This is a genomic window from Endozoicomonas sp. PH6C, from assembly GCF_059322965.1.
Map to the genome: position 1 here is coordinate 3,926,005 of NZ_CP185342.1, position 26,389 is coordinate 3,952,393.

20 protein-coding genes are annotated in these 26,389 nt (G+C 45.8%); 11 read left to right on the forward strand and 9 right to left on the reverse strand.

Annotated elements, in window-relative coordinates:
* Positions 1 to 81 precede the first annotated feature (81 nt).
* Both ACOMG9_RS15205 and ACOMG9_RS15210 read right to left on the reverse strand, forming a co-directional pair.
* Positions 82 to 3,432, reverse strand: a complete 3,351-nt coding sequence (locus ACOMG9_RS15205) for a hypothetical protein (protein WP_448217498.1) — start codon at positions 3,430 to 3,432, stop codon at positions 82 to 84.
* Between the two features lie 129 nt (positions 3,433 to 3,561).
* Positions 3,562 to 6,918: a hypothetical protein gene (locus ACOMG9_RS15210; protein WP_448217499.1), complete on the reverse strand. Its 3,357-nt coding sequence runs from the start codon at positions 6,916 to 6,918 to the stop codon at positions 3,562 to 3,564.
* A gap of 196 nt (positions 6,919 to 7,114) precedes the next feature.
* Between ACOMG9_RS15210 and yghU the strand changes: the two genes are divergently transcribed.
* On the forward strand, positions 7,115 to 7,954 hold the full coding sequence (gene yghU, locus ACOMG9_RS15215; RefSeq protein WP_448217500.1) for a glutathione-dependent disulfide-bond oxidoreductase: 840 nt from the start codon (positions 7,115 to 7,117) through the stop codon (positions 7,952 to 7,954).
* Between the two features lie 301 nt (positions 7,955 to 8,255).
* Here yghU and ACOMG9_RS15220 read toward each other — a convergent pair whose 3' ends face one another.
* Entirely contained in the window at positions 8,256 to 8,585 is a 330-nt protein-coding gene (locus ACOMG9_RS15220; RefSeq protein WP_494529056.1) for a DUF5615 family PIN-like protein, read from the reverse strand.
* On the reverse strand, positions 8,585 to 8,806 hold the full coding sequence (locus ACOMG9_RS15225; protein WP_448217502.1) for a DUF433 domain-containing protein: 222 nt from the start codon (positions 8,804 to 8,806) through the stop codon (positions 8,585 to 8,587). The genes ACOMG9_RS15220 and ACOMG9_RS15225 overlap by 1 nt, the downstream gene beginning before the upstream one ends.
* A 380-nt stretch (positions 8,807 to 9,186) precedes the next feature.
* On the opposite strand from ACOMG9_RS15225, the gene ACOMG9_RS15230 reads away from it, so the two are divergent.
* Together ACOMG9_RS15230 and ACOMG9_RS15235 are read left to right on the forward strand one after the other, a co-directional pair.
* On the forward strand, positions 9,187 to 9,720 hold the full coding sequence (locus tag ACOMG9_RS15230; RefSeq protein ID WP_448217503.1) for a methylated-DNA--[protein]-cysteine S-methyltransferase: 534 nt from the start codon (positions 9,187 to 9,189) through the stop codon (positions 9,718 to 9,720).
* A 153-nt stretch (positions 9,721 to 9,873) separates the two neighbouring features.
* Positions 9,874 to 10,356, forward strand: coding sequence for an RDD family protein (locus tag ACOMG9_RS15235; RefSeq protein ID WP_422134301.1), 483 nt, complete (start codon positions 9,874 to 9,876; stop codon positions 10,354 to 10,356).
* A 124-nt stretch (positions 10,357 to 10,480) separates the two neighbouring features.
* Here ACOMG9_RS15235 and lptG read toward each other — a convergent pair whose 3' ends face one another.
* Positions 10,481 to 11,539 (reverse strand): LPS export ABC transporter permease LptG, encoded by a 1,059-nt coding sequence (gene lptG, locus ACOMG9_RS15240; protein WP_448217504.1) that lies wholly within the window; start codon positions 11,537 to 11,539, stop codon positions 10,481 to 10,483.
* Positions 11,532 to 12,641, reverse strand: a complete 1,110-nt coding sequence (gene lptF, locus ACOMG9_RS15245) for an LPS export ABC transporter permease LptF (RefSeq protein WP_422134303.1) — start codon at positions 12,639 to 12,641, stop codon at positions 11,532 to 11,534. Before lptF ends, lptG begins: the two co-directional genes overlap by 8 nt.
* A gap of 507 nt (positions 12,642 to 13,148) precedes the next feature.
* Between lptF and ACOMG9_RS15250 the strand changes: the two genes are divergently transcribed.
* The 5 genes from ACOMG9_RS15250 to ACOMG9_RS15270 all read left to right on the forward strand — a co-directional run bounded on the left by ACOMG9_RS15250 (position 13,149) and on the right by ACOMG9_RS15270 (position 19,322).
* A complete protein-coding gene (locus ACOMG9_RS15250) occupies positions 13,149 to 14,630 on the forward strand; it encodes a leucyl aminopeptidase (protein WP_448217505.1) in 1,482 nt (493 codons plus the stop codon).
* A 140-nt stretch (positions 14,631 to 14,770) separates the two neighbouring features.
* Complete coding sequence (locus tag ACOMG9_RS15255; protein ID WP_494529057.1) at positions 14,771 to 15,343, forward strand: hypothetical protein; 573 nt, start codon at positions 14,771 to 14,773, stop codon at positions 15,341 to 15,343.
* A gap of 136 nt (positions 15,344 to 15,479) precedes the next feature.
* Positions 15,480 to 15,911 carry a DNA polymerase III subunit chi gene (locus ACOMG9_RS15260; protein ID WP_422134306.1) on the forward strand — a complete coding sequence of 144 codons (432 nt, stop codon included), beginning with the start codon at positions 15,480 to 15,482 and terminating at the stop codon, positions 15,909 to 15,911.
* Positions 15,912 to 15,967: 56 nt separating this feature from the next.
* Positions 15,968 to 16,363, forward strand: a complete 396-nt coding sequence (locus tag ACOMG9_RS15265; RefSeq protein WP_448217508.1) for a hypothetical protein — start codon at positions 15,968 to 15,970, stop codon at positions 16,361 to 16,363.
* Between the two features lie 103 nt (positions 16,364 to 16,466).
* Positions 16,467 to 19,322: a valine--tRNA ligase gene (locus ACOMG9_RS15270; RefSeq protein ID WP_448217509.1), complete on the forward strand. Its 2,856-nt coding sequence runs from the start codon at positions 16,467 to 16,469 to the stop codon at positions 19,320 to 19,322.
* Between the two features lie 303 nt (positions 19,323 to 19,625).
* On the opposite strand, the gene ACOMG9_RS15275 is transcribed toward ACOMG9_RS15270, so the two are convergent.
* Positions 19,626 to 19,985, reverse strand: coding sequence for a hypothetical protein (locus ACOMG9_RS15275; protein WP_448217510.1), 360 nt, complete (start codon positions 19,983 to 19,985; stop codon positions 19,626 to 19,628).
* A 232-nt stretch (positions 19,986 to 20,217) separates the two neighbouring features.
* Positions 20,218 to 21,735 (reverse strand): fumarate hydratase, encoded by a 1,518-nt coding sequence (locus ACOMG9_RS15280; protein ID WP_448217511.1) that lies wholly within the window; start codon positions 21,733 to 21,735, stop codon positions 20,218 to 20,220.
* Positions 21,736 to 22,677: 942 nt separating this feature from the next.
* Between ACOMG9_RS15280 and ACOMG9_RS15285 the strand changes: the two genes are divergently transcribed.
* Entirely contained in the window at positions 22,678 to 23,427 is a 750-nt protein-coding gene (locus tag ACOMG9_RS15285; protein ID WP_448217512.1) for a hypothetical protein, read from the forward strand.
* Between the two features lie 107 nt (positions 23,428 to 23,534).
* Here the strand turns inward: ACOMG9_RS15285 and ACOMG9_RS15290 are convergent, their stop codons facing one another.
* A complete protein-coding gene (locus ACOMG9_RS15290; RefSeq protein WP_448217513.1) occupies positions 23,535 to 24,758 on the reverse strand; it encodes a hypothetical protein in 1,224 nt (407 codons plus the stop codon).
* Between the two features lie 222 nt (positions 24,759 to 24,980).
* On the opposite strand from ACOMG9_RS15290, the gene ACOMG9_RS15295 reads away from it, so the two are divergent.
* Together ACOMG9_RS15295 and ACOMG9_RS15300 are read left to right on the forward strand one after the other, a co-directional pair.
* Positions 24,981 to 25,658 carry a hypothetical protein gene (locus ACOMG9_RS15295; RefSeq protein ID WP_422138360.1) on the forward strand — a complete coding sequence of 226 codons (678 nt, stop codon included), beginning with the start codon at positions 24,981 to 24,983 and terminating at the stop codon, positions 25,656 to 25,658.
* Positions 25,659 to 25,808: 150 nt separating this feature from the next.
* Positions 25,809 to 26,381 carry a hypothetical protein gene (locus tag ACOMG9_RS15300; RefSeq protein WP_448217514.1) on the forward strand — a complete coding sequence of 191 codons (573 nt, stop codon included), beginning with the start codon at positions 25,809 to 25,811 and terminating at the stop codon, positions 26,379 to 26,381.
* Positions 26,382 to 26,389 lie beyond the last annotated feature (8 nt).

The following is a 26,389-nucleotide window of genomic DNA, read 5'->3' on the forward strand; positions in this document are numbered from 1 at the left end:
ATATTCAAAGCTGGTGTGGGGCTTCTGTACTGATAGGAGCACTCAGTAATGCACTAATGAGTTTATCCTGAAAGATTGAACTCACAGAGAACTCAGGGCTCCTTTGACCAGTAGCTTTACAATCACTGCATTCAGCGTAACCAATGGATTGACACCAAAAGAAATGCCAAGGTTTGGCTGGTTATCCCGCGTAACAAAACCAACACCGGGGACCAGCTCACGAGGTTCAAATATGAAGAAATCAAAGATATTGGTCGTTTCAGGACAGTCTGGGTAGGTCAACTTCGGTATAACATTATGTTTAATGTCGTTAACAAATCTGCCGTCATAACCGCACCAGTAGATAACCTCTCTGACAGCCTGTGACAGCAGCCCATCTTCATCCATTGCCTGAGCCGCACACTCTTCTGTGAATCGGGGAAACGCCTTGTGAAACAGAGTAACAAGAATCGCCTTTATTTTATGCTCATGATTAAGTGTGGACTCCCTATTGCCAGAGTCGAACTGTTTTTGAAAACAGAGAGCATATTGCAATACCAGCCCCTGGGCATTTTTTGCCAGTTCAGAAAAGGCCACCTTGGCCCGATCCTCTGACTTTTCAAAATCAAGAAATTTCTGACACCTGCTGAAGAAAAAATAATCTTCACCCAGCTCATGCATACTTTTCGTATCACCGGAATCCCGCATACCCACTGGACCCACATTGGGATGTTCTGACGCTTTTTTCCACTGAAGCATCCTACCCTCGCTAGAGGCGTCGACATAAGAGGAAAGAACATAGTGCTTTCGGTTCGTCACTGAATCATGGTCAGCCGCCATTACCTCTGGGGCATATAATCCGCAACTGAATAACACACCGCAATCATGGGCATACTTATAGAGTCCCTCGAAAATCTGATCCGCCTTTGTTACTGGATCAAGCACATAAGGGTATAAATGATAAGGCGCATCTTTGGTTGATTTCAGGTGCAGACAATAACCTGTCTTGTCATCAATGTAGCGACACTTTTCCTCCAGTTTTGCCTTTATGGTGGGAGAAATTAATGTCGCCAGATCAGTCTGCACATTTTCCCAGCGATATCTGCCGACCACTTCAGGAATTGAGCTTTTCAAGCCATGCTGGCTGGCTATGGTTGCCATCAGGCTGATTTTATTACCCTCTTTTGCCAGTTCTTCCGGTTTTTCTGTATCGCTGAGAAATTTCAGATAATCCCAGCCACCATCCGTTCGCTGAATGACCAGCGTTCGCCCGCACACCTCGATAGATTGACCTATCAATGATGCTGTCGGGGGAGGGTCTGACCACTGCCGCGGATTGTCCAGTTTTTGCCAATCATTATCATACTGATTTTCCTGTGGCTGATAATCTTTATCCAGTGATAACAGTAACTGCCAAATGTTAGGACTTCCCACAACATTGAGGGGGTAAGCAGTTCTGCAAAACAAGGCTTCCCGCTGTTTTGCACAATCAGGATTGTTTAACCAGTTATTTAGCACATGGATTCGATGGCCTGGAGGAGCAAGCCGCAGAAATGATTCAATGATGTCAAAATGTAAGTTAGTGACGCCAGTGGTGTAGGTTACAAGTTGAGTATATGCATATGATCTTGGTGGTGTTGCCGAAGCCTCATTGCCCGGGTCCGGCCACAGGTCCGGACGGTAACTTTTCAGCCTGGTTGTGAACTTTGCCTCAGCCTCACGGTAGCGCGATTCCGATCGAACCCATGACAGGCCATCCAGCAAAAGCCAGTCCATGAATTTCCTGAAATCATCAGGATGGGTGAGGCCATTGCAGCATTTGACCTGGCTGATAAGGGTGTTCCATGTCTGACTATACTGGACATCTTCCTGTAAAAGACCTGCACTGTTTGCCAAAATAGTATCATTAATTCCCTTAAAAATTTTTGCTGCCCACAAGCTTACATCTCTCAGATCCAAAGATTTCCCATGATACGCCCATAACCCATTTTCCGATCCATAACTCCCCTTATGGCAAATGGACATTTGTTCCATGACAAGATGGATAAATGGCAGCTCATCCTTCTCTGAATACAGGTGTTCCTCGTGCATCTGCATTCCGAATTGGTCGGGCAAGGTCCATAAAAACGGAGCTATTCGATTGACTGTATTGACAAACAAGCGCTCATTGGTCAAACCAGCCTCTTTGGCCATAAGAAAAGGAGATTTATTAAGATTAACCGATACGTCTTTAAACGCCTGCCTGGAGACGGTAACACCCATTTCAGTCAATAACTCGGAGCATTGGTAAAGTCCTCCTAAAACAGCAATCATTGCAATCAGCTTCTGTTCTTCCTGAGAAAATGAAACAATAAGTTTGCGGGCTTCTTTTTGTGATTGTTGTGCAATAGCTTCAATAACAAACACCATTATTATGTTTTTTTTGTATCTGTGAATCTCTCTTCTATTAGTAAATCGGTGGTATCGAAATTGATGTTCATTCAAGTCTCTGATTATGTTTCTGCTATTGCATCCACGACGGAGGTAATTAAAGAAAATCATTAATCTGGCCAATGAAACCTTTGGTATTGATTGTGCAATTACTTCCTGAAATAACATACCATCAATGGATCGAGAATTTAGAATCTCCTCTGAAAGAAGGTCAAAGCGAGAGTCCGGATCAGCAAAAGCACCCTTGACAAATAACAGGTCCGGGCAATGATCTTCGCAGTTATCGACCAGCTTTCTCATCGTATCAAAAGGGAGGTATACGGTAGTTTCAAGGTCAAAATCAAGACAGCTGGATAGAGGATTGATGGGGAACCCTTGCTCAATAATATAGGTAAGTACTTTCAGATTGTTTTTTTCGACCCCGGCCCATGTAGCAATATCCCGTGCTATTGTTTGAACATCAACCGCTATTTTTTTCCTTGATTCAATACCGCTTGTAATTTCAAATTTATACCTGCCAACGATGTAAGTATCATTATCAAAGTATTCTTTAATCTCTCTTTTCAGCTCATTAACTTTATCCATTAGACTGATATTGACATGTAATTTATCAAATTGTTGGAAAAGTTTCTCAAATTCGTCTTTTAAACATTCTTCTTTATCATGTTCTGAAGTCAGTAATTCCAGCAACTTTGCTTGTTCTAGCTGACGATGACCAGAGCTGGGGGCTACTTTCTGGTTGCCTTCGGCCCCAACTTCTATATCGATGTTTTTCGGACTGTAAACTGTGGAATGACTGACACTGTAGTCGGTAAGATCAGGTGAGTTGTCAATGCGTTGAAATCGGGGCCCAGATACTCCGGTGTTGCCAGATACAACATTGGCAGGATTGAAGTATATCTCTTTGCCTTCAGTGGATCTTACTGTCAGCGATTTATAATTCCCTATTCCTTCACTATCACTGGCTTCGGAAATTAGGCCAGATCCAGTCATGGTATTGGTATTTTTGCCTGTTACATCCATATATGCGCACCCTTATCAAAATGTCCTTTGTACCTTTTGACAATGAGAACGAAAAAAAATTCCAATTCCCGGGCCACAACCGACAATTGCGGTAAATCCAGTGATGAGTTTATCCTGAAAAGATTGAACTCACAGAGAGGTCAGAGCGCCCCTGGCCAGTAGCTTTACAAGCACTGCATTCAACGTAACCAATGGATTGACACCAAAAGAAACGCCAAGGTTTGGCTGGTTATCCCGTGTAACAAAACCAACGCCGGGGACCAGCTCACGAGGTTCCAATGTGCAATAATCAAAGATATTGGTCGTTTCTGGACAATCTGGGTAGGTCGATTTCGGTATAGCGTTATGTTTTATATCGTTAACGAATCTGGCGTCATGACTACACCAGTAGACGATTTCTCTAACAGCCTGTGACAGCAGCCCATCTTCATCCATGGCCTGAGCTGCGCACTCTTCTGTGAATCGGGGAAACGCCTTGTGAAACAGAGTAGCCAGAATTGCCTTTATTTTATGCTCATGATTGACTGTGGACTCTCTATTGCCAGAGTCGAACTGTTTTTGAAAACAGAGAGCATATTGCAATACCAACCCATGGGCATTTTTTGCCAGTTCAGAAAAGGCCACCTTGGCCCGATCCTCTGACTTTTCAAAATCAAGAAATTTCTGACATCTGCCGGAAAAAAAATAATCTTCACCCAGCTCATGCATACTTTTCGTATCACCGGAATCCCGCATGCCTACGGGACCCACGTTGGGATGTTTTGAGGCTTTTTTCCACTGGAGCATCCTCCCCTCGCTGGAGGCACCCACATAAGACGAAAGCACATGGTGCTTTCGGTTCGTCACTGAATCATGGTCAGCCGCCATTACCTCTGGAGCATATAATCCGCAACTGAATAAAACACCGCAATCATGGGCATACTTATAGAGTCCCTCGAAAATCTGATCCGCCTTTGTTACTGGATCAAGAACATAAGGGTATAAATGATAAGGCGCATCTTTGGTTGATTTCAGATGTAGACAATAACCTGTCTTGTCATCAATGTAGCGACACTTTTCCTCCAGTTTGGTCTTTAAGGTGGGAGGTATTAATGTCGTCAGACCAGTCTGCACATTTTCCCAGCGATATCTGCCGACCACATCGGGAATTGAACTTTTCAAGCCATGCTGGCTGGCTATGGTTGCCATCAGGCTGATTTTATTACCCTCTTTTGCCAGTTCTTCAGGCTTTTCCGTATCACTGAGAAATTTCAGATAATCCCAGCCACCGTCTGTTCGCTGAATGACGAGCGTACGCCCATACACCTCGATAGACTTGCCTATTAACGATGTTATCGGAGGGGGCGCTGTCCATTGCTGTGGATTGTCCAGTTTTTGCCAATCATGTTCAAACTGATTTCCCTGTGGCTGATAATCTTTATCCAGTGATAACAACACCTGCCAAATGTTAGGACTTCCCATAGTATTGAGGGGATGAACAGATCTGCAAAACAGGGTTTCACGCTGCTTTGCGCAATCAGGATTGTTTAACCAGTTATCTAGCACATAAATTCGATGGCCTGTAGGGGCAAGCCGTAGAAATGATTCAATGAAGTTAAAATGTAAGTTAGTGACACGATTGCTATAAGTTTCAAGTTGATCACATAATGCCGGTGATGTTGTCGAATCCTCATTACCCGGGTCCGGCCACAAGTCCGGTCGGTAACTTTTCAGTCTGGTTGTAAAAGCTGCCTCTTTCTCACGGTATTTCGATTCCCCTCGTACCCATGACAGACCATCCATCAAAAGCCAATCCATGAATTTCTTGAAATCATCGGAACGGGCCAGCCCATTGCAGCATTTAACCTGGCTGATCAGGATGTTCCATGTCTCACTATAGCGGGCATCTTCCTGTAAAAGACCTGCACTGTTTGTCAAAGTAGCATCACTCATTCCCTTAAAAATTTTTGCTGCCCACAGGCTTACATCTCCCGGAACCAATGCTGCTCCATGCTTCGGCGCTAAACCATTTTTCGATTCATAACTCCCCTCCTGACAAATCGACAATTGATCCATGACAAGATGAATAAACGACAGCGATTTTTTATCTAAAAGCCAGTGTTCCTGGTGCAGATATAGCCCGAATTTATTGGGCAAGGACCATAAAAACGGAGCTATTCGATTCACTGTATTGGCAAACAGTCGTTCATTCGTCAGACCCGCCTCTTTAGCCATAAGAAAAGGAGAATTTTCAAGATTAACCGAGGCTTTTTTAAACGCCTGCCTGGAGACGGTAATACCCATTTCAGTCAATAGTTCGGAGCATTGGTGCAGTCCTCCCAAAAGTGCAATCATTGCAATCATCTGCTGCTCATCCTGATAAAATGATCCAATAAGATTACAGACTTCTTCCTTTGCTTCTTTTTGTGATTGTTGAGCCATGGCTTCAAGAACAAATACCATTATTATGCTTTTACTGTATCTTTCCATCCTGTGACAATTGGTAATGCGGTGATTTTCGAAACTATGCCTATTAAGGTCTTTAATCATGTCTCTGGCATTACATTCACGACGAAGGTAGTTAAAAAAAATCATTAACCTTCTAAATGAAACCGTTGGTATTGATTGTGCGATTGCCTGCTGAAATAATTCATCTTTAATGTATCTGGAAGTTAAAATCTCCTCGGAAAGAACGTCAAAGCGAGGATCAGTACCAGCAAAAATACCCTTGACAAATAACAGATCTGGAAAGTCTGGCTTGCAGTTATCTACCAGCTTTCTCATCGTGTCAAAAGGGAGGTATACAGTAGACTCAGGATCAAGATCAATACAGCCAGCTTTTCTTTCGATAGGAACCCCTTGTTCAATAATATAGGTGAGCACTTTCAGATTGTCTTTTTCGACCCCCGACCAAATAGCGATATCCCGTACTATTTTTTTAATTTTATCCGCTATTTTTTTTCTTGATTGAGCATCATTTATAGTTTCAAATTCTTTCCCTATGTAGCTGTAAGTACCCGTATCAATGTATTCCTTAATCTCTTTTTTCAGCTCATTAACTTCAGCCATTAAACTGATACCGACATGTAATTTATCAAATTGTTGGACAAGTTTCTCTAATTCTTCTTTTACACATTGTTCGTTATCATTTTCTGAAGTAAGTAATTCCAACAACTTTTTTTGCTCTACCTGACTATGGCCAAAACTGGTTGCTACTTTGTGGTTGTCTTCTGCCCCACCTTCTATACCGAAGGTTTTCGGGCTGCAAGGCTTGGAATGACTGACATTACCGTCGGTAAGATTAAACGAGCTGTCAATGCGTTGAAATCCGGTTCCAGATACTCCGGTGTTGCCAGATACAACATTGCCAGGATTGAAGAGTCTCTCGTTGCCTTCAGTGGATCTTACTGAGAGCGATTTATAATTCCCTATTCCTTCACTATCACTGGCTTTGGAAATTAGGCCAGATCCGGTCATGGTATTGGTATTTTTGCCTTTTACATCCATATATGCGCACCCTTATCAAAATGTCCTTTTTACCTTTTGACAATGAGAACGAAAAAAAATTCCAATTCCCGGGCAGCAACCGACAAATTGCGGTATAACCCCTGCTCACTCTGTGAAATAGCCTTATCCGCTGCACTGTCTGTTCAAGAAAAGCATTCAAAGCTAGTATGGGTCCACTAATCTGAGGATTTAGAACATGAGCGAACAAGACAAATACGCCCCTCCGGCGGTCTGGACCTGGGACGATGAATCCGGCGGTCAATTTGCCAATATCAATCGTCCGGTATCTGGTAAAACACACGATAAAGAACTGCCCAGGGGAGAGCATCCTTTCCAGCTTTACTCACTAGCCACTCCCAACGGAGTAAAAGTCACCATCATGTTCGAAGAGTTGTTAGAGAAAGGCATTGATAAAGCCGAATATGATGCTTATCCAATCAAGATCATGGAAGGAGAGCAATTCGGTAGCGGGTTTGTCGATATCAACCCCAATTCGAAGATTCCGGCATTGATCGATAACAGTGGCGAGAAGCCGGTTCGTATTTTTGAATCCGGTGCCATTCTGGTTCACCTGGCAGAAAAGTTTGGCGAATTTTTGCCGCAAAAAGAGGGTCGTGCAGAAATCATGTCCTGGTTATTCTGGCAGATGGGCAGTGCACCCTTTTTAGGTGGAGGCTTTGGCCATTTTTATACCTATGCACCCGAGAAATTTGAATACCCGATTAATCGTTACACCATGGAAGTAAAACGCCAGCTGGATGTACTGGATAAGCAACTGGCGAAAAACAATCATATCGCAGGCAATGAATACTCCATCGCCGATATCGCTATCTGGCCCTGGTACGGTGCTTTGGTCTTGGGTCAGCTGTACAACGCGGCAGAGTTTTTGAGTGTGAACTCTTATAAAAACGTTAAACGCTGGGCAGAACAGATGGCTTCACGACCCGCAGTTAAACGCGGCAAGATGGTCAACAGAACCTGGGGAGAACCCGAGGAACAATTGCCTGAACGACATGATAAGACTGACTTCGAATAATTGAGAGCTGTTTGTCATTAATAAATTCAGCAAGTTGAGGCCGGTCTTATAATTTTCACTCTCTTAGTCCCAAATGCACTCTCACACAGGAGCTTGGATACGGGCCAAAAGATAGAGAAGATATGGGGGGGGGTAAAAAGTGCAGTCAAAGATTCTGCTTCAGGTGGATATGACCTGTGGCATGACAAAGTCAGTCCTGCGCACAACAGACCTACAATGCGTCGCTCTGAAGTGGGAGCTGAAGCAGAATCTATGTAGCATGATAATTTACCTGTAAGGTGGTGGCTAAACTTTTGTATCACTAGCCCATTTTCAAGACACCTTCTTTGTCCAATGTGGCAAATGATTTTATGATCGCTTCATTTTCTAAAAGAATGGCTTCTACAACAGCCAGTTTTGCATTTCCTGTTGTCAGATAAACCAATTTTGGTGGATGGCCGTACTGAATTGCATAGCGAAGAAAATCTTTGTCTTTGGTGACAATGGTTAACTGTTGTTTTTTTGCATAACACCAGATTTCAATATCAGGTGAGTTATCCAGCTTTGAATGCAAAACATGCAAGCTTCCGGGGTATGTATCATTGATTCTGGCAACAGGTTTTGGTGAAAGGTTTTCATCCAACAATAGCATCAGGCGGCACCAGATAGCTGATTGGCTGCATAGAGCAATGCAGCCTTAATATGTTCAGCCAGAAGATTAGGGTGTTCATCAAGTATTTCTGCTTGCGTCATACCACTTGCCAGCATTTCCAGTATGTCCGTAACCGTTATTCGGGTCCCTTTTATACAAGGTTTTCCAAAACGTTTTGCCTGATCAACTTCAATATGCTTCAAATAGTCTTCTTTATTCATAATTCTCTCCCGAATAAGCCCGTAAACATTCTACAACGGGCCAGTAGCGTGTATTTCCTCTATATATTTAAAACACACTTCTACACATCTACACAGCTTCATCATTCTAGCAGTAACTTCCAGGGAATTAATTTTCTTGGCGAATATTATGCACCCAGTTTTTTAGCTTGTTCCCATAGTATGGAGGCTGCCAAATAATCCTGGTTTCCTCGCCTTCAGGCCCTTTGGTTCCAGACCTGGAAACCAGCACTTTGTCTTGAGTTTCGGGGTCCGCTTATCGGGATGTATATACTCCAGTGCGAAGCATAGGAGCAAGCCAGTGACATATTTTCCACCTCAACCAAACAACCTCAGCCCAAAATATGTTATAAACCTTCACTATGAACAACATCAACATCCAATACTACAAATCACCCGTTGGCGAGCTGATGCTGGGCACCTATGACCAGCAGCTCTGCCTGTGTGACTGGCGCTATCGAAAGAAAAGATTGCAAGTTGACGCGCGTGTCAGAAATGGGCTCAAAGCTGAGTACGTCGAGCAGGACAACGAAGTGATGGCACTCACCCGGCAGCAGTTGGAAGCGTATTTTCGTAAAGAGCGGAATAGCTTTTCAGTGCCTCTGCTTCTGGTTGGCACTGCCTTTCAAAAGCAGGTTTGGCAAGCTCTTATGGATATTCCCTATGGAGAGACCACCACCTATGCCGGACTGGCAGAATCCATGGGAGACAGGAACGCCCTGAGAGCCGTAGCCAATGCCAATGGTGCAAACGGCATTTCAATACTGATTCCCTGCCACCGGGTTATTGCCAGCAACGGTGAGCTTCAAGGTTATGCCGGCGGTAAACCGGCTAAACAAAAGCTACTTGATCTCGAAGGTGGCTTACCTGATCAACAGGGTTCGCTGTTTGATTAACAGGCAGGATGCACAAAACCTCCAACTCAATATAAAGCCCTTATGATCAATAACATACCTGGAACTTAATTGGCACTGGTTGAATCCTGTTATGCCATAGCTGCCCAACAAGATAGAAACTGATAAACTCCGCAGCCTGTTACAGGAGTTTTTATGTCAGGCACATCTCAAAAGAAGCAGGCTCAACCCGCACCCGTTTGGCGGCGACTGGCTGCCATGATCTACGACAGTTTTCTGGTTTTGGCCATTATGTTTCTGGTGGGTTTTATCAACCTGGGCATTCAAATGAAGGTATATGGAGCTGAAGAACTCAAGGCCATGACAGAGAATGGGCAATCCATTGGCGGGCCCTTCTTTTATGCTGCGCTTTTTCTGAGTATTTTCAGCTTCTTTGCCTTTTTCTGGACTCGTCGAGGCCAGACACTGGGCATGCAGGCCTGGAATATTCAGATTGTGGATCGGGAAGGAGGTTATATCTCTATCGGCCAATGTCTGATTCGCACACTGACCGCTATCCCTGCCCTGTTACTCTGCGGACTGGGAGTCTTCTGGTGTCTCTGGGATCGGGAACATCTCAGCTGGCAAGATCGCTTGTCCCGATCCAGAACGCTGTATATTCCTAAACAAAAGTCCTGACCGAATAAATCACAGGCAGTCAGCCTATGTTAGCTCAATGACTGCCTCAGGCACCTGGATTTAACACCATTCTTACTCTCTCAATACAGCCAGCCATCTTCCGAAATAAGACAGCACTCTGTCATCAGGCAGCCCGGTGTAGCAACAATGACCCTATACCAATACAGATCAGAACCGGCAGCAGAACAGAGAAGACTGGCGGAAAACCAAACACCAGGCTGGAAGGCCCCAGCAGGTTCTGCACAATCATAAATACAACCCCGGTAATCACGCCCGAAAAGATTCTCAGCCCCATACTGACCGAGCGCAGAGGACCAAAGACAAAAGAGATTCCCACCAGCACCAGGGAGAAAATAGACAAGGGTTGCAGTGCTTTTGTCCAGAACGCCAGCGCATATTCACCCGTATCCAGTCCCTGCTCTTCCAGATAAAGGGTATAAGTATTCAGGCCTGATATAGACAAGCCATCGGGCTTAACCACCACCACTTTCAAAAGCGTTGTTGTCAGGTTGGTATCCCAGGGCTCTGTATTCACTGTTTCTGAAACGACTTTATCGCCTTCCATACGACTAAGGGTGACATCCTCAAGCAGCCAGTGGTCCTGTTGATAGATCGCCCTTCTGGCAAACGAACTCTCCTTGAGTCTCATATCATCATCAAAAACATATCGACTCACACCGTAGAGCACACCATTTGGCTCAACGGCATTAAAATACATAAATTCATTGCCTTCACGATGCCAGACCCCTTCTCCGGAATACTCGCCATTGTGGGATCGGGCGATATTCTTCCGGCTTTCAGCAATCTGCTCTGTGGCGGGCGCCACATATTCACCCAATACGATGCCTATGAAAATCAGCACCAGGGCCGGCTTCATCACAGACCAGACCATCCGCCACAGCGAAACACCTGCGGCTCTCATGACCACCAGCTCGCTGTTTGAGGCCATACTGCCGAGGCCAGCAAGACATCCAATCAAGGCTGACACCGGGATGAACTCATAAATCTTCTTGGGGATGAGAAGCAAAATATAGACGACCGCATCCGCCATCTGATAATTGCCACGAATATTATCCAGCTCGCCCAAAAACGCGAACATGGATTCCAGCGCCACCAGAATCAAAAGCACCACGACCATGGAAGCCAATACGTTCCATGCGATGTAACGGTCCAGCTTACGCATGAGCAACTTTCCTTTTGGCAATCATGACCCGCAAAGGCTCCTGAAAATAAACGACCAATCCAAGCAGCAGATAAACCCCATGCACCCACCAGACACCGACCTTTGGAGAAAGGCGACCATCATCAACCATTCCACGGGTTGAAATCAGTAACGCCAGATACAGCAGATAGAGCAATACACCGGGCAAGAGTTTGACGAAGCGTCCTTGTCTGGGGCTCACTTTTGAGAGCGGTACAGCCAGCAACACAATAATTGGAATCAATAATGGCAGTGAGATACGCCACTGCAACTCAGCTATATAGGTGGGATTATCAGAGCCTAACAATGTAGAAGTCGGCAGCGCCTGCTCTTTGCTGATTTCATCTGCGACTGCATTCTCTTCCATTCGAACGCCATAGGTTCCATACTGAGTCACCCTGACTTTTTTGCCACCGGGTGTCAGATCGTAGCGATAACCATCACTCAGGATAAGATAGCGCTGACCGGCTTCCTCTGTGGTAGATATACGACCACGCTCTGCCAGCACCAGAGACATCTCTGAACTGCCCCGCCCGGATGACTGGTGAGCAATAAACACCTTCTCCATCTGTTGATTGTCATCCGTCAGCGATTCGGTGTAAGTAACCCGATTTGCCCCCTCAAACTTTTGAAAACGACCCGGTACCAGGGTGTCGAACTCAGTCATGGAATCCTGCTGATGAAGAATGGTTTCTACCTTCTTTATCCCCCAGGGGGCGACCAGAATACTTAGAAGAGCCACCACTAGCATAACGCCCAGCGCCGGAATCATGGTCATGCGCAGCAGATGGCCCTGACTGACACCACAGGCCCCCATAACCGTCATTTCATTTTCTACATAGAGCCTGCCATATGCCATGATAATGCCCAGAAACAGCCCCAGGGGAATAATCATTACCAGGAATTCGGGCATTCTATAGCCCATAATGGCAAAAAGGATATCGGCGTTCAGCGTGCCATTGGCAGCCTGCGCAAGATAGTTCACAAAACGGCCACTCATGATAATCAGGAGCACAACGCCGGTCACAGCAAATGTGACCTTGAGCATTTCTTTGGCCAGGTATCGAAAAAGGATCGAAGGCATGATCTTGAGTTACTGTTTCCGATAGTTCATAAAAGTAAAACTCACTTACCCGAGAGGTCCGGTAAGTATGACGCTTCAAGACAGACAGTAATCCTGACCATTTGTCGACCATCAAAACATGATTTTTCTGCCCGAAAAATCAGTTGTCGACACATTGATACAATAAACGGACTAAAATCTATCTCTGAAAGCCTTGCGGGAATTCACTTCTCGTGCAAGCTCTGTTCAAATACCCGATCTGACAATTATCCAACAAACCTCTTCGAGTTTATAGCCCGGATGAAAGAAGTCTCATCATTTACGTGCCTTTTGCTAAAAAAGGGTGTGTCCCCCAGGGGCATTCAGTGCTGACTCAGGTGTCCGTCGGTTCCCTCGAAATCCCGACTCCTGGTTACCAGAGCCACAAGCCCGATTAAGAGTATTTATCAGGAATTTGTCAGAAAGATTAACAGGAAATCGGGTCATCCCCGAGAGTTAGAACCGGACAAGTGTCCTATGGGAGCAACCATGCAATTTATCGTAAAAAGCGGAGCGGTAGAGAAGCAGAAAACTGCCTGCCTGGTATTGGGTGTGCAGAAGAAAGAGCTTACCGCCGCAGCCGCAGCCGTAAACGAAGCCAGCAAGGGTGCCATCAACAGCATCCTCAAACGAGGCGACCTCAAGTACAAGGCAGGTCAGACCCTGTTGCTCCAGCATGTTCCGGAAATGCCCTCTGAGCGGATTCTGCTCTGTGCGACCGGCGAAGGAAAAACCGCCCTCAAGGAAAGTGAATTCATCAAACTGGCCAGAGCCGTTGCTGGTGAACTGAAAGCTACCTCTGTCAAAGACGCCCTGGTATCCCTGGAAGATATCAATGTGCACGGCAAGGACCATAGCTGGAAAGTACGTCAGCTGGTAGAAGCCATTGTATATGCGTTCTACCAGTTCGACGAATTCAAGAGTAAAAGCGCCGATGCACTGGTACTGAAGAAGGTCACCTTTCTGGCTGATCGCAAGCAGGCAAAATCTCTGAATCAAGCTATTGCTGAAAGTCAGGCCATTGGTGAAGGTCGTAACCTGGCTCGTACTCTGGGCAACCTGCCGGGCAATATCTGCCACCCGACTTATCTGGCAGATCAGGCTAAAGCTCTGGCAAAAACCCATGCCAGGATGACTGCCAAGATTTTGGGTGAAAAACAGATGTCCGATCTGGGTATGAACTCCCTACTTTCCGTAGGCCAGGGTTCAGACCAGGAATCCAAATTGATCCTGATGGACTACAAAGGTGGCAAGCGCGGTGAGAAGCCCGTTGTACTTCTGGGTAAAGGCATTACCTTCGATACCGGTGGTATTTCCCTGAAGCCCGGTGCAGCCATGGACGAGATGAAATTCGACATGTGTGGTGCAGCCAGCATTTTTGGCGCCATGCAGACCATTCTGGCATTGAACCTGCCCATCAACGTTGTAGGCATGGTTGCCGCCGCCGAGAATATGCCCAGTGGCAACGCTACCCGTCCGGGAGACATCGTCACTTCAATGTCGGGCCAGACCATTGAAATCCTTAATACTGACGCCGAAGGCCGACTGGTACTCTGCGATGCTCTGACTTACGCCGAGCGTTACAAGCCAAAAGCAGTGATCGATGTTGCCACTCTCACAGGTGCCTGTGTCATTGCCCTGGGTCACCACACCACCGGTCTTCTGAGCAACAATGATGAGCTGACCGAAGCACTGCTGAAAGCTTCCAGAGACGCTTCCGATCTGGCCTGGCAGCTGCCAATGGGTGAAGAGTATCAGGCCCAGCTGGATTCCAACTTTGCTGATATGGCCAACATCGGTGGCCGTGCGGCTGGTACCATCACTGCGGCCTGCTTCCTGGCGCGCTTTACAGAAAGCTACCCGTGGGCTCATCTGGACATCGCCGGAACGGCATGGAACTCCGGTAAAGCCAAAGGCGCTACCGGTCGCCCTGTACCCATGCTGATTCAATATCTGCTGAACCAGCTGTAATATTCTCAGGGTTGTGGATCTTTGGAGGCTCACAACCCCTGTTTCCGAAAATCATCAACGCAACATTCGTGAAGCCGCTGTCAGGTGTCTTGCCGTAAATCTCTACTAATATGTGTCATTCACTCATATTGATTGGAGTTATGCCAGTGAATACAAGAGCAAAGCCTCAGCCGACAGAGATTAATCATATTCGCAACACCTTGACTGACGTAGTTGATGGTTTGGGTCAGACCCGTGGTGAAATGCACCAAAGGTTTGACCAGCAAGAAAAAGAACATAATCAATTCAGACATGAAGTTAATCAGCAGTTTGCCGAGTTTAATGAGCGGTTTGGCGGCCTCGAACATGAGGTTCATGAGGTTAAAGCGCGTCTTGGCGGCCTCGAACATGAGGTTCATGAGGTTAAAGCGAGTCTTGGCGGCCTCGAACATGAGGTTCATGAGGTTAAAGCGCGTCTTGGCGGCCTCGAACATGAGGTTCATGAGGTTAAAGCGCGTCTTGGCGGCCTCGAACATGAGGTTCATGAGGTTAAAGCGCGTCTTGGCGGCCTCGAACATGAGGTTCATGAGGTTAAAGCGCGTCTTGGCGGCCTCGAACATGAGGTTCATGAGGTTAAAGTCCGTTTTGACGGCCTCGAACAGAAAGTTGACCGGCAAGGCTCTGAAATCAGTGAAATCAAAGAAATGCTCCAGACCTTCCTTTCCCGCCAATAACCAGGCTGCCTGACAAGTGGTGGCGTAGGCTCCGTCCTTAAGGGCTCCACCCGACGCGCCTTCGGCGCGCAGCTAACCCAAGCGTTGACAGTTAACGACCTTTAAACCAGCATCATTTCCCATTACACTCAACGTCATGTCTCGAGTTACTTTCTATTTACTGCAACAGCAGTCTGCCCAAGCCGTTAAAAAGTTCGCCTGTCGACTGACCGACAAGGCATGGCGTAGTGGTATGCCTGTACATATTCATACGGATAATGACATCCAGTGCGAAACTCTGGACCGACTGCTCTGGGAGTGGCGTGAGGACAGTTTTCTGCCACACCAGATCATCAACAGCGAAGCAGTAATAGCGCCAATCACGCTGGGATATAAACCACCGGAATCGTTGCACGACAACACCCTGCTGATCAATCTGTCCAGCCAAATTCCGAACTTTTACAAAAATTTTGTCCGAACTTGTGAAATTGTTGACCAGAGTCCGGGCCCGGTTGAGGTTCTCCGTGAAAAATTCAGGACTTATGTTGCGGATGGCATCCAGCCGGAAACCCATCAAATCCGGGATTGAAGCCATTAGCTGGCAAAAAGCCATCCGCTGGCAAAAAAAATGAGCAGGTAGAAAATATGAGTCAGAAAAAGACGAAAGGTCTGCTGAATGAACAGGAAAGATTAAAAAGCCTACTGAAGGAAGAGATAGACCGCAATGATCATCTCAACCAACACATTCCTGTTCTTACCGACCTTGCTGAGCATGAAGGGGCCAGACAGACCATCACAGTTCTGAATGTCACCGGTGATTATCAACAGAATAACCCGCAAGAACCGCCTATTCTAAGCCCCCTGCTTAACCCCGGTGTCACGGAGTCTGAACTGAAAACCCGGCTACGCAAACAGGCCCGACTGCTGATTCAGGAGATCATCGATGAAGAGCTGGTCAGGGTCGAGGCTCAGCTGAACCGTGAGCTTAACAACTATCTGGATCACCTTCTCGATCAGATGCCCGACGGTCTATCGGATTAACGTCCGATATCATTCAGACAGGTGGCTTCTCCTATTAACACTGCCCTGTCGGTTCCGTGTATACTGCGTCGTTTAGATCAGAACCTGTCAGAACTCTGTAGTTATGGAAAAAACGTTTAACCCTCACGCGATTGAGCGCAGCTGGTATCAGACTTGGGAAGAAAAAGGCTACTTTGCCCCCTCCGGCGAAGGTTCTCCCTACTCCATCATGATTCCACCGCCCAATGTCACCGGCAGTCTGCACATGGGTCACGCTTTTCAGGACTCCATTATGGACGCCCTGATTCGTTACCAGCGCATGAAAGGCAGCAATACTCTTTGGCAGGTGGGTACTGACCATGCCGGTATTGCCACACAGATGGTGGTAGAGCGTAAAGTCCAGGCGGAAGAAGGCAAGACACGTCACGATTATGGCCGTGAAGCTTTTACCGACAAGATCTGGGAATGGAAAGAAGAGTCCGGCGGTCACATCACCCGTCAGCTGCGTCGTCTTGGAGCCTCTGTTGACTGGAACAATGAACGTTTCACCATGGATAAAGGCTTCTACAAAGCCGTTCAGGAAGTCTTCGTTCGCCTTTATGAAGACGATCTGATCTATCGTGGCAAGCGCCTGGTCAACTGGGACCCCAAACTTCATACCGCCATCTCTGACCTGGAAGTGCTGAACAAGGAAATCAAAGGGCACATGTGGCACCTGCGTTATCCTCTGGCTGACGGCGAAAAAACCGCTGAAGGCAAAAACTACATTGTCGTAGCCACAACCCGTCCCGAAACCATGCTGGGTGACACAGGTGTTGCCGTTAATGCCGCAGACGAGCGCTACAAGGCCCTGATCGGAAAAGACATTATCCTGCCACTGGTCAACCGTCGTATTCCTATCGTTGCCGATGAACATGCTGACATGGAAAAAGGCACAGGTTGTGTAAAAATCACTCCGGCTCACGACTTCAACGATAACGAGGTCGGCAAGCGCTGCGGTCTGCCCATGATTAATGTCATGACTCTGGAAGGTCATATCAGTGAACAGGGTGAAGTTTTCAACATTGATGGTTCCAGCAATCACGACATGGAAGCCCCCATCCCCGAGAAATACCGTGGCATGGAGCGTTTTGCTGCTCGTAAGGCCATTATCGCCGACTTTGAAGCGGCCGGGCTGCTGGAAGAAGTTAAAGATCACGAACTGATGGTGCCTTACGGCGACCGTTCTGACGTTGTTATTGAACCTCTGCTGACGGACCAGTGGTTTGTCCGTGCAGGGCCTATGGCAAAACCCGCCATTGAAGCCGTCAAAGATGGCCGCATTCAGTTTGTCCCCAAACAATACGAAAACATGTATTTCTCCTGGATGCAGGACATTCAGGACTGGTGTATTTCCCGCCAGCTCTGGTGGGGCCACCGCATTCCTGCCTGGTACGATGAAGAGGGCAATGTTTATGTAGGCCGCAGTGAAGAAGACGTACGACAGGAAAACAACATCCCGGCCGAAGTCAGCCTTAAACAGGAAGACGACGTACTGGATACCTGGTTCTCTTCTGCCCTCTGGACTTTTGCCACCCTGGGCTGGCCTGAAAACACCGGGCGCCTGAAAACCTTCCACCCGACAGATGTTCTGGTGTCCGGTTTTGACATCATTTTCTTCTGGGTTGCCAGGATGATCATGATGACCATGCATTTCATCAAAGATGAAGACGGCAACCCCCAGGTACCGTTCAAGTATATCTACATGACCGGTCTGATTCGAGATGAGAATGGTGACAAGATGTCCAAGTCCAAAGGTAACGTACTGGACCCGCTGGATATGATCGACGGCATCGGCCTGGAAGATCTGGTTGCAAAACGCACCGGCAATATGATGCAGCCACAGCTGGCGGCAAAAATTGAAAAACGAACCCGTAAAACCTTCTCTGAAGGTATCGCGGCGCACGGTACGGATGCCCTGCGTTACACCCTATATTCACTGGCTTCCACCGGCCGTGACATCAACTGGGATATGAAGCGCCTGGAAGGTTACCGAAACTTCTGTAACAAGATCTGGAATGCAGCCAACTATGTTCAGATGAACACCAGGGGTGAAGACTGTGGTCAGAGCAATACCGACGTTGAGCTGACTCTGGCGGACAAGTGGATTATTTCCCGGCTGCAACGTCTTGAAGCCCAGCTTGAAAAGAATCTGGCAGACTTCCGTCTGGATCACGCTTCCCAGAATCTGTACGACTTCATCTGGAATGAATACTGTGCCTGGTACCTGGAACTGTCCAAGCCTGTTCTATGGAGTGAAAATGCTTCCGAAGCCCTGAAGCGGGGTACCCGTCGAACACTGGTCCGGGTTCTGGAAACCATTATGCGTCTGGCTCACCCATTCATGCCGTTTATTACTGAAGAGATCTGGCAGAACATCAAGCAAGAAGCTGGCGTTGAAGGTGAAACCCTGATGCTGCAGAGTTACCCGACTCTGGACGAAAGCAAGCTGGACGAAACTGCCGAGCAAGACATCGAATGGCTGAAAGGCTTCATTACCGGTATCCGTAATATTCGTGCTGAACTGAATATTGGCCCCAGCCGTGAACTAAATGTTCTGCTGCGCAACCTCTCTTCTGACGACCAACGTCGCCTTGATGAAAACAGCGCTTTTCTGAAGTCTCTGGCGAAATTGTCAGACATTCGTCTTCTGGGCTCTGACGAGGAAGCACCTATGTCGACGACTCAACTGGTCGGCAAGATGGAAGTTCTGGTGCCTATGGCGGGCCTGATCGACAAAGACAAGGAACTAGCTCGTCTGAGCAGAGAAGTTGAACGACTGAATAAAGAAGTTCAGCGCTTTGAAGGCAAACTGGCCAACGAGAAGTTCATCAACAACGCCAAACCTGAAGTAGTTGCTAAGGAACGCGAAAAGTTGACAGAAGCGCTGGCTGCCAGAGAACGGCTCGATGAACAGCTCAAAGCGATTCGGGCTCTGTGAATCCGGTAGCTGTTGAGTTTATATTTTATTGAGTTCTGAAAACATAAAAAGCCTGGGTGCGAATAGCAGCCAGGCCTTTTTACGGGTCTCTAAGGGGCTGTTGATATGCCTTTATTACTTTTCCTGTCAGGTAGCGTAATCGCTAAAAACACCTGACGGATAGGAAACTAGCACAAGGGGCTTGCTTTGCAAGCCGAGCTTACATCCCCGTCCTCAAAGTACGGGGCTTTATGCTTATTCGATAAAACTGAATAAGAACTAACCAGAGCGTCAGTCTGACTAACAATATTCCTGTGGGGGCATCTAATCAGTGTTTCTCCGAAATTGATCCCTGAACTGCTGCAAGCGTATCCACTCTTCTTCAATAGCCAGTAACTCTGAAAACAGCTCATCATCAACGATCGACTCACATTGATTGTCTTCTACAACCTCCTCCGGATGCTCTGCAATCCAGAAATGCTCGAATCGACCTTCAATCTGGAGGTTCAACAGATTAGACCGGACGATTCTGGCATCAGAATCCATCCTGATAACATCTTGCCTGTCTGAGACAAAGCGTCTAATCCTTGCAAAAAGGTTTTGCCAGAAAAAAAGAAACTCAGTATTTTCAGGATTGTTCCGGCCGGAGGCGGGCTCCTGACCCTGATCAGAATCGTCAACCATTGGTGCGTCCTTACTGCCTGTTCTAATAAACTGATTATAGAAGCCTGATTATATCTCGCCGAATATCCAGATTTTGGCAGTGTTTATGTCCATTTAATCAGGCAGGAAGGAGCGTTACAAGAACCCACTAAAGGAGAAAAAAGGCCATCAAAAAAGAGGTAACAGTTGAATAAACTAGCGAATAAAGCCGGACCAGCCCCGAGAGGCTGACCCGATACAGGCTCTTGGAAACTTATTTAATATCCAGAACCTGCTCTTCTATCTTTTGTTTCCAGATTTGTGGTCCGGTTTTGTGGACAGAATTACCAGTGTGATCGACTGCTACGGTCACAGGCATATCCTTAACCTCAAACTCGTAGATAGCTTCCATACCCAGTTCAGGGAAAGCAACGACTTCTGCTTTCTTGACAGCCTGGGAAACCAGGTAAGCGGCTCCACCTACAGCAATCAGATAGACAGATTCGTTATCCTTGATCGCCTCAATCGCAGCGTCACCCCGTTCAGCCTTGCCAATCATTCCAGCCAGACCGGTCTGCTCCAGCATAGTACGGGTAAATTTGTCCATACGAGTAGAAGTGGTTGGACCTGCCGGACCCACCACTTCGTCACGAACCGGATCAACAGGTCCTACGTAGTAGATAAAACGACCTTTCAGATCAACAGGCAACTCTTCGCCACGGGACATCATGTCAACCATGCGCTTATGGGCAGCATCACGACCGGTCAGAATTTTTCCTGACAGCAATACTGTGTCGCCCGGCTTCCAGCTCTTGGTCTCTTCTTTGGAGATATCGTCAACATTAACCTTGCGCACCCCTTCACTCATATCCAGAGCGACTTCAGGGTAATCATCCAGGCTCGGAGCTTCCTGAATAACAGGGCCATTGCCGTCCAGTACAAAGTGCGCATGTCGTGTGGCAGCACAGTTTGGAATCATCGCCACGGGCAGAGAGGCGGCATGAGTAGGATAGTCCTTGATCTTGATATCAAGCACCGTGGTGAGACCACCCAGACCCTGTGCACCAATACCCAGACTGTTGACAGCATCCATGATCCCCAAACGCAGCTCTTCAACCCGGTTACTGGGTCCACGCTCTCTGAGTTCATGGATATCAATGGGGTCCATCAGAGATTCCTTGGCAAGCACCATGGCTTTTTCAGCTGTTCCACCAATACCAATACCCAACATGCCCGGAGGACACCAGCCCGCACCCATCGTCGGTACGGTTTTCCTGACCCACTCAACAATATCATCAGAGGGGTTAAGCATGGCGAGCTTGGACTTGTTCTCGGAACCACCACCTTTGGCTGCCACCTGGACATCAACAGTATCTCCGGGCACGAGAGTCATGTGAATGACAGCAGGTGTGTTGTCTTTAGTGTTTTTGCGGGCACCTGCCGGATCTTCCAGAACAGAGGCACGCAGAACATTTTCCGGATGCGTATAGGCACGGCGAACACCTTCATTCACCATATCCTCGACACTTCGGTCACTTTCGAAGCGGACATTCATACCGATCTTCAGGAAGACCGTAACAATACCGGTATCCTGACAAATGGGTCGCTTGCCCATTGCACACATTCTGGAATTAATCAGAATCTGGGCCATGGCGTCTTTGGCAGCCTTGGAGGGCTCTTTTTTCCAGGCATCATGAACAGCGTGAATAAAGTCCAGTGGATGATAACAGGAGATAAATTGCAGAGCGTCAGCTACGCTCTCAATCAGATCCTCTTCACGAATTAGTGACATTGCGCTCCCCAACTCCCATGTTCGGTCCAGAAACCTGTCGGACTCAAAGCACAGCTCCAACAGACCCCGGATTTGCAAGCTTCAATCTATTGCGATCTCTGAAGAACAGCCTTCAGGACCCTGGCCGGTTCCCCGGCTCTGTTGTTTGGTTCTGATCTGAACAGAAACCTCTGTCATATAGATCAGAACATCAATGAAGAACCCTTCGAAACACGACAGTTTTATCGGTTTCCCATGAGCTTCCCCTCCTCATTTGTCCTGCCAGTATATCAATGCTTTGCATCAGAAAACATGGATTGAAAACAGGATCTATCACTTTTTGTCACGGATTACCGAAACAAAACGACAGACAATACCTGATAACACGAGCCACAACTGAATAATGCTCTCGGTTAATACGCAAAAAAGTAAAAAACACAACAGCATTGCAAAGCAGATTTCTCTTCAGAACAGAGCAGACTGGAAAAAAACGACAAGTGCAATAGGCTGATATTTTGGAATTGAATCGGTTACCGACTCAGAGGTCTACCTTATCTTCCATCGGTAGTCATAATACCCAGTCGGCTGTTAGTTGTCAGCTGCACTGTTTCAAGCCTGACAGGGTACAAATCTGAAAAACTTGGACCACGTCGAGACCAGAGCATGATTTATTTCTGCACAGAAGCAGAGATTGTTACCACTGCTGAGAACATAAAAAGTCATTAAGTTCTTCTTACTGAAAGACACCTGTCCGGCCTTCTGAGACCTTGATCTAAACGACAGAGATAGTATTCATTATCAGTTCTGATTGATCGTTCTCAAACCAATAACCAGAAACTCTGAACTCACAAATGGAAAATGATACTTGCACCTTTTCACCTGACAGCTATCATTTGGCTACCTTAAATGTGCAGATCAAAAAAGTTTGCCAAATTATCGAAGTTTTCACGTTAGTATTTCGTTATGCGATATTTATTTATAACTTTGATACCAGTCATCATTACAGGTCAAGCTTGGTCAGTAGGATGCAATAATTGTAAATTTGAAATTAATGCAGCAAGCAACTTTTGCCCTAATTGTGGTTTTCAAATTTCATTACAACTTTTACCAACTGGTCGCCTAAGGGGAGAAGACTCTGTCGCCAGAATGGCAATTGGAAAAAATATCAGTTCTGGAATCAGTACAAATAATAAACACAACACATCTCTACATTATCATTTGAGAAGATTGCTTGAACGAGCAAGGAAAGAAGGAAGGTTTTCAGCCTTATGGCGTGATATTGATTACCTCTGTAAATTTTCAGAACATAAGGATGATTTATTCTTTTTGTATGCCCACGCAGTAGCTTTAAGAAATATGGGAAAACTAGGACAAGCGTTGAGCACTTTAAATACATGCCTGGTAAAAACAAAGTTTTCCCACCCAACAAATCTCAGAAATTTGCAAATTTACTATGAACTTTCATTTGTTCACTCTTTGATGGGCAACCATAACGATGCAATTCATTATTATTATTTATTTTTTACAAACAGAGAAGATAGGGGAATAAATCAATCGACTGTAAATTCTGCAGTAAATTCAGCAGTGATAGCTATAACTTGTAACTCTGAAAATGCAGAAGCATACAGCTTACTTTTATATTGTTGGAAGAACTTGAAACAGAAAATAAATCCCGACAATCTTGAAAAAATGCGTATTTATGGATTTCACTGAATAAATAAGGATCTGATCTGGCAACACCCGAGAGAGCTATTGGATTCTGGCCTTATATCGAAGCGATCAAATAGCTGATTCAACACCGCAACATCGCACTAGTGAAGTCAGGGGCTGGATTCTATGTACATATCTACTGATGGGACCTTGGAATCAGCTTGATCGATTACCTGTAAATTTATTTTTGGAATCCACGGTAGTGTTTTGGCGTCTGATGGTGGTGAGGAATTTATTATCTGCCTTACACCATAAATTTGTGGGCCCTCAAGCTCACCTATGATTCTTTGTATTGCCCGCCTTTGTATTATCTCCCAAACTTCCCGGAGGCTTTTATCTGGTAATGCCTTGTTTGACGAGCTGGCTTGAGACGGTTTGCGAGATATATTAATTGCATATTTTGAGTTTCTGGATGAAAGAGAGTCTATCTCGACTTTGCCTTCTGTAGTGTTGGTGCTGACAAGCATTGTTACTGGAACATCAACCGTATCTTTTCTCTTCCTGTTGTTCTTTGCTCTTGATGTACGTGGGACTTCGATGCCCAGATTAATATGCCCTGTGATACGAAATTGGTAGTGATCCTGCTCATTCGTAGCGGGGCTTTCAGAGGCAGCAGCTGCATTGGAGGGTCCTTCTTCTGCAGGTGGCGGCCGTGGGGTGGTCTCAGCCAATGTGTTGGCAGAAGGCGCTTTTCTTTTCCGCTTTGATCGCGAGGTCTCCTTGTTGGCGCTTCTGTCGGAAGCTGGTTGTTCTTCTGGTGCTGGTTTATTTTCAGTGCTGGATGAAGCAGTGCTTCCGCAAGTAGTGACTATTGGATCATGAAGTATTGGATCAATCACATACAACTGATTCCGGTTTTCAATTTCAATTTCAATAGGCCCTATCGGGAGAGCGATTGCGAAACCAGATTGTTGGCCAGCCCCAGTGGCCATTTGAATTAAATTCTCGTGCGTAAGCATCTGAAGAGCATCAAGAGCCATTACCCCTTCCTCTAAAGAAGGAGAGAACAAGCGATCCGGAGTTGAGGAGTAAGAAGGCGGCCAGAGCTCTGCAACAAAATGTGGACTTTGACTGTAAAAAGACTCAGGAAAGATAATTGCAGCACTTGGTTGTGGTGGCTGTTGATTAAGTGAGGGACCAAGAGTATGTGAAATAATAAGGTGGCAATTATCCCCTTGCCGATGTGCGACGACAATTTCGTCATATATTTCATTAATAACAATGCTATATTCGGTGGTGCTATCAACAAAATCATCATCTGCACAAGCATTGATTACTGTAAACCCAAGCGTAAGTGTAAAGAATGTTCTTGCAAAAAGACTAGAGAAAAGCATCGTTTGATACCTGATTTACTACCAGACAGAAACATTCTGGCTGATCCATGATGACCAATTGGCCACTTATAATAGCACATAACCTCTGGTTCAAGTGCTGCGCATCAGCGCATTCCTTTGGAAACATTTGTTAGTTTGCGGGATTATGACTATATTGGAATGGTTTACCTGTTGTACTTTGCAGCCACAAAATACTAAAAATATTTTTACAGGAGTAAGATCATGTTTAATACACTGTATCTTTTACTATTTTTTATATTTTCTTTCTGTTCCTTGACTTGGGCGACCGTAGAAGTCATTGGGCCAAACACTTTCACCTATACAGATAGTACAGGTAGTACAAAAACTCGACAAATTCTTGGCCACACCAGGCCTGAGAATGTTGATCAATATTTACAACTGGCTACTTCCATGTCTGAAACCACCCTGAGAGTTGATAAAAATCTCAAAGAGAGAATTATAAGTAAAGTTTACGTTATTCAGTTTTCAGCTGATCCCGATGGCCTTGTTGACCAGATTGAAAACATTGGTTTTATTGTCATTTTGAATGATGGAACAGCTCTCCTTAGTTTTGATTTTTTGTCCGCACCAGGCCAGGTTGCGAGTAGCTTCGATCAAGCCGAAGCAGGAAATAGGTTAATGTCACTTATCTCCAAACATGCTACAGGAGTCGGTATGTTGGCTCAGGGCTCAACAGAGTCTCATTTGTGGTCACTGCCCTCATCCTCGTATCAAAATTTCAAGGAATCCGGCTTTCGCAGAGGCAAGAAAATAACCAATAGATATCAAGCAACCTTTCTGATCCCCTATCTGACTTTATCTGGTCAGGGGACTTTAGAAATAAGAAATCTTGGCACATACGAATACACCATTCTTGAATCTACTTCGGTACATTCGTAGCATTCTAATTCTGTCCGATTAAATGAAGGTCCTTAATTGAAGAATAAATTTGAATCTTGGACGAGGCTAATTTTACTATCCATCACAATCTTATGTCTCTCATCAGCTTGCTTCTCGAATTATGAAGGACATGATGAGAGTGAAGTAACTATGGAAGATCAAAATTTTTGGTATCACACTTTTCAAGAGTCATTGTATTACTACATCTATATACCAGTGGATTATTACATAAGTCCAAGAGGTATCTTTCGTTTGTCATCAATATTAGCAATGGGATACAGAAACTATTATAAATTTTATTTACATCGAAGAGCTGATGATAGAATAACTCGTTGGCTTTTAAGATTTTCGCTTGCAATTATACCTGCGAATTTTATTTATGATATTTTAGAAGATAGAACAGCCTCAGGTGATAGTGATATTCCTAAAATAAAAACACGTAAAATTAATGGTTCCCCTGCTTTTAAAATAGAGCTTTCGAGCTTATCAAAAAACAGTGCTCTACAGAATATATCAAAACCATTACTAAGTCGTGGTGTTAACAGCATTATATTCACCTCCTCCATAATAGACGACGAAATACATCTTTTAGGAGAGTTAACACAAATTAGCAAAAACGATAAAATATTCTTTGATATTTTTTTCCCCAAATTAAATTCTGACAGCTATTATTGGCTTGAACTTTCCCGCTGTGTCAGGATAGTTGTCCCGCTCACTGATTAACCAATAAA

Bases quoted from the DNA above. Each gene is read 5' to 3' on its own strand.
- ACOMG9_RS15295 (WP_422138360.1), top strand. From the start codon at position 24,981: ATGTTTAATACACTGTATCTTTTACTATTTTTTATATTTTCTTTCTGT.
- ACOMG9_RS15235 (WP_422134301.1), top strand. From the start codon at position 9,874: ATGTCAGGCACATCTCAAAAGAAGCAGGCTCAACCCGCACCCGTTTGG.
- ACOMG9_RS15210 (WP_448217499.1), bottom strand. From the start codon at position 6,918: ATGGATGTAAAAGGCAAAAATACCAATACCATGACCGGATCTGGCCTA.
- ACOMG9_RS15265 (WP_448217508.1), top strand. From the start codon at position 15,968: ATGAGTCAGAAAAAGACGAAAGGTCTGCTGAATGAACAGGAAAGATTA.
- ACOMG9_RS15255 (WP_494529057.1), top strand. From the start codon at position 14,771: ATGCCAGTGAATACAAGAGCAAAGCCTCAGCCGACAGAGATTAATCAT.
- ACOMG9_RS15290 (WP_448217513.1), bottom strand. From the start codon at position 24,758: ATGCTTTTCTCTAGTCTTTTTGCAAGAACATTCTTTACACTTACGCTT.
- yghU (WP_448217500.1), top strand. From the start codon at position 7,115: ATGAGCGAACAAGACAAATACGCCCCTCCGGCGGTCTGGACCTGGGAC.
- ACOMG9_RS15250 (WP_448217505.1), top strand. From the start codon at position 13,149: ATGCAATTTATCGTAAAAAGCGGAGCGGTAGAGAAGCAGAAAACTGCC.
- lptG (WP_448217504.1), bottom strand. From the start codon at position 11,539: ATGCGTAAGCTGGACCGTTACATCGCATGGAACGTATTGGCTTCCATG.
- ACOMG9_RS15260 (WP_422134306.1), top strand. From the start codon at position 15,480: ATGTCTCGAGTTACTTTCTATTTACTGCAACAGCAGTCTGCCCAAGCC.
- ACOMG9_RS15205 (WP_448217498.1), bottom strand. From the start codon at position 3,432: ATGGATGTAACAGGCAAAAATACCAATACCATGACTGGATCTGGCCTA.
- ACOMG9_RS15280 (WP_448217511.1), bottom strand. From the start codon at position 21,735: ATGTCACTAATTCGTGAAGAGGATCTGATTGAGAGCGTAGCTGACGCT.
- ACOMG9_RS15300 (WP_448217514.1), top strand. From the start codon at position 25,809: ATGGAAGATCAAAATTTTTGGTATCACACTTTTCAAGAGTCATTGTAT.
- ACOMG9_RS15275 (WP_448217510.1), bottom strand. From the start codon at position 19,985: ATGGTTGACGATTCTGATCAGGGTCAGGAGCCCGCCTCCGGCCGGAAC.
- ACOMG9_RS15230 (WP_448217503.1), top strand. From the start codon at position 9,187: ATGAACAACATCAACATCCAATACTACAAATCACCCGTTGGCGAGCTG.
- lptF (WP_422134303.1), bottom strand. From the start codon at position 12,641: ATGCCTTCGATCCTTTTTCGATACCTGGCCAAAGAAATGCTCAAGGTC.
- ACOMG9_RS15220 (WP_494529056.1), bottom strand. From the start codon at position 8,585: ATGCTATTGTTGGATGAAAACCTTTCACCAAAACCTGTTGCCAGAATC.
- ACOMG9_RS15270 (WP_448217509.1), top strand. From the start codon at position 16,467: ATGGAAAAAACGTTTAACCCTCACGCGATTGAGCGCAGCTGGTATCAG.
- ACOMG9_RS15225 (WP_448217502.1), bottom strand. From the start codon at position 8,806: ATGAATAAAGAAGACTATTTGAAGCATATTGAAGTTGATCAGGCAAAA.
- ACOMG9_RS15285 (WP_448217512.1), top strand. From the start codon at position 22,678: ATGCGATATTTATTTATAACTTTGATACCAGTCATCATTACAGGTCAA.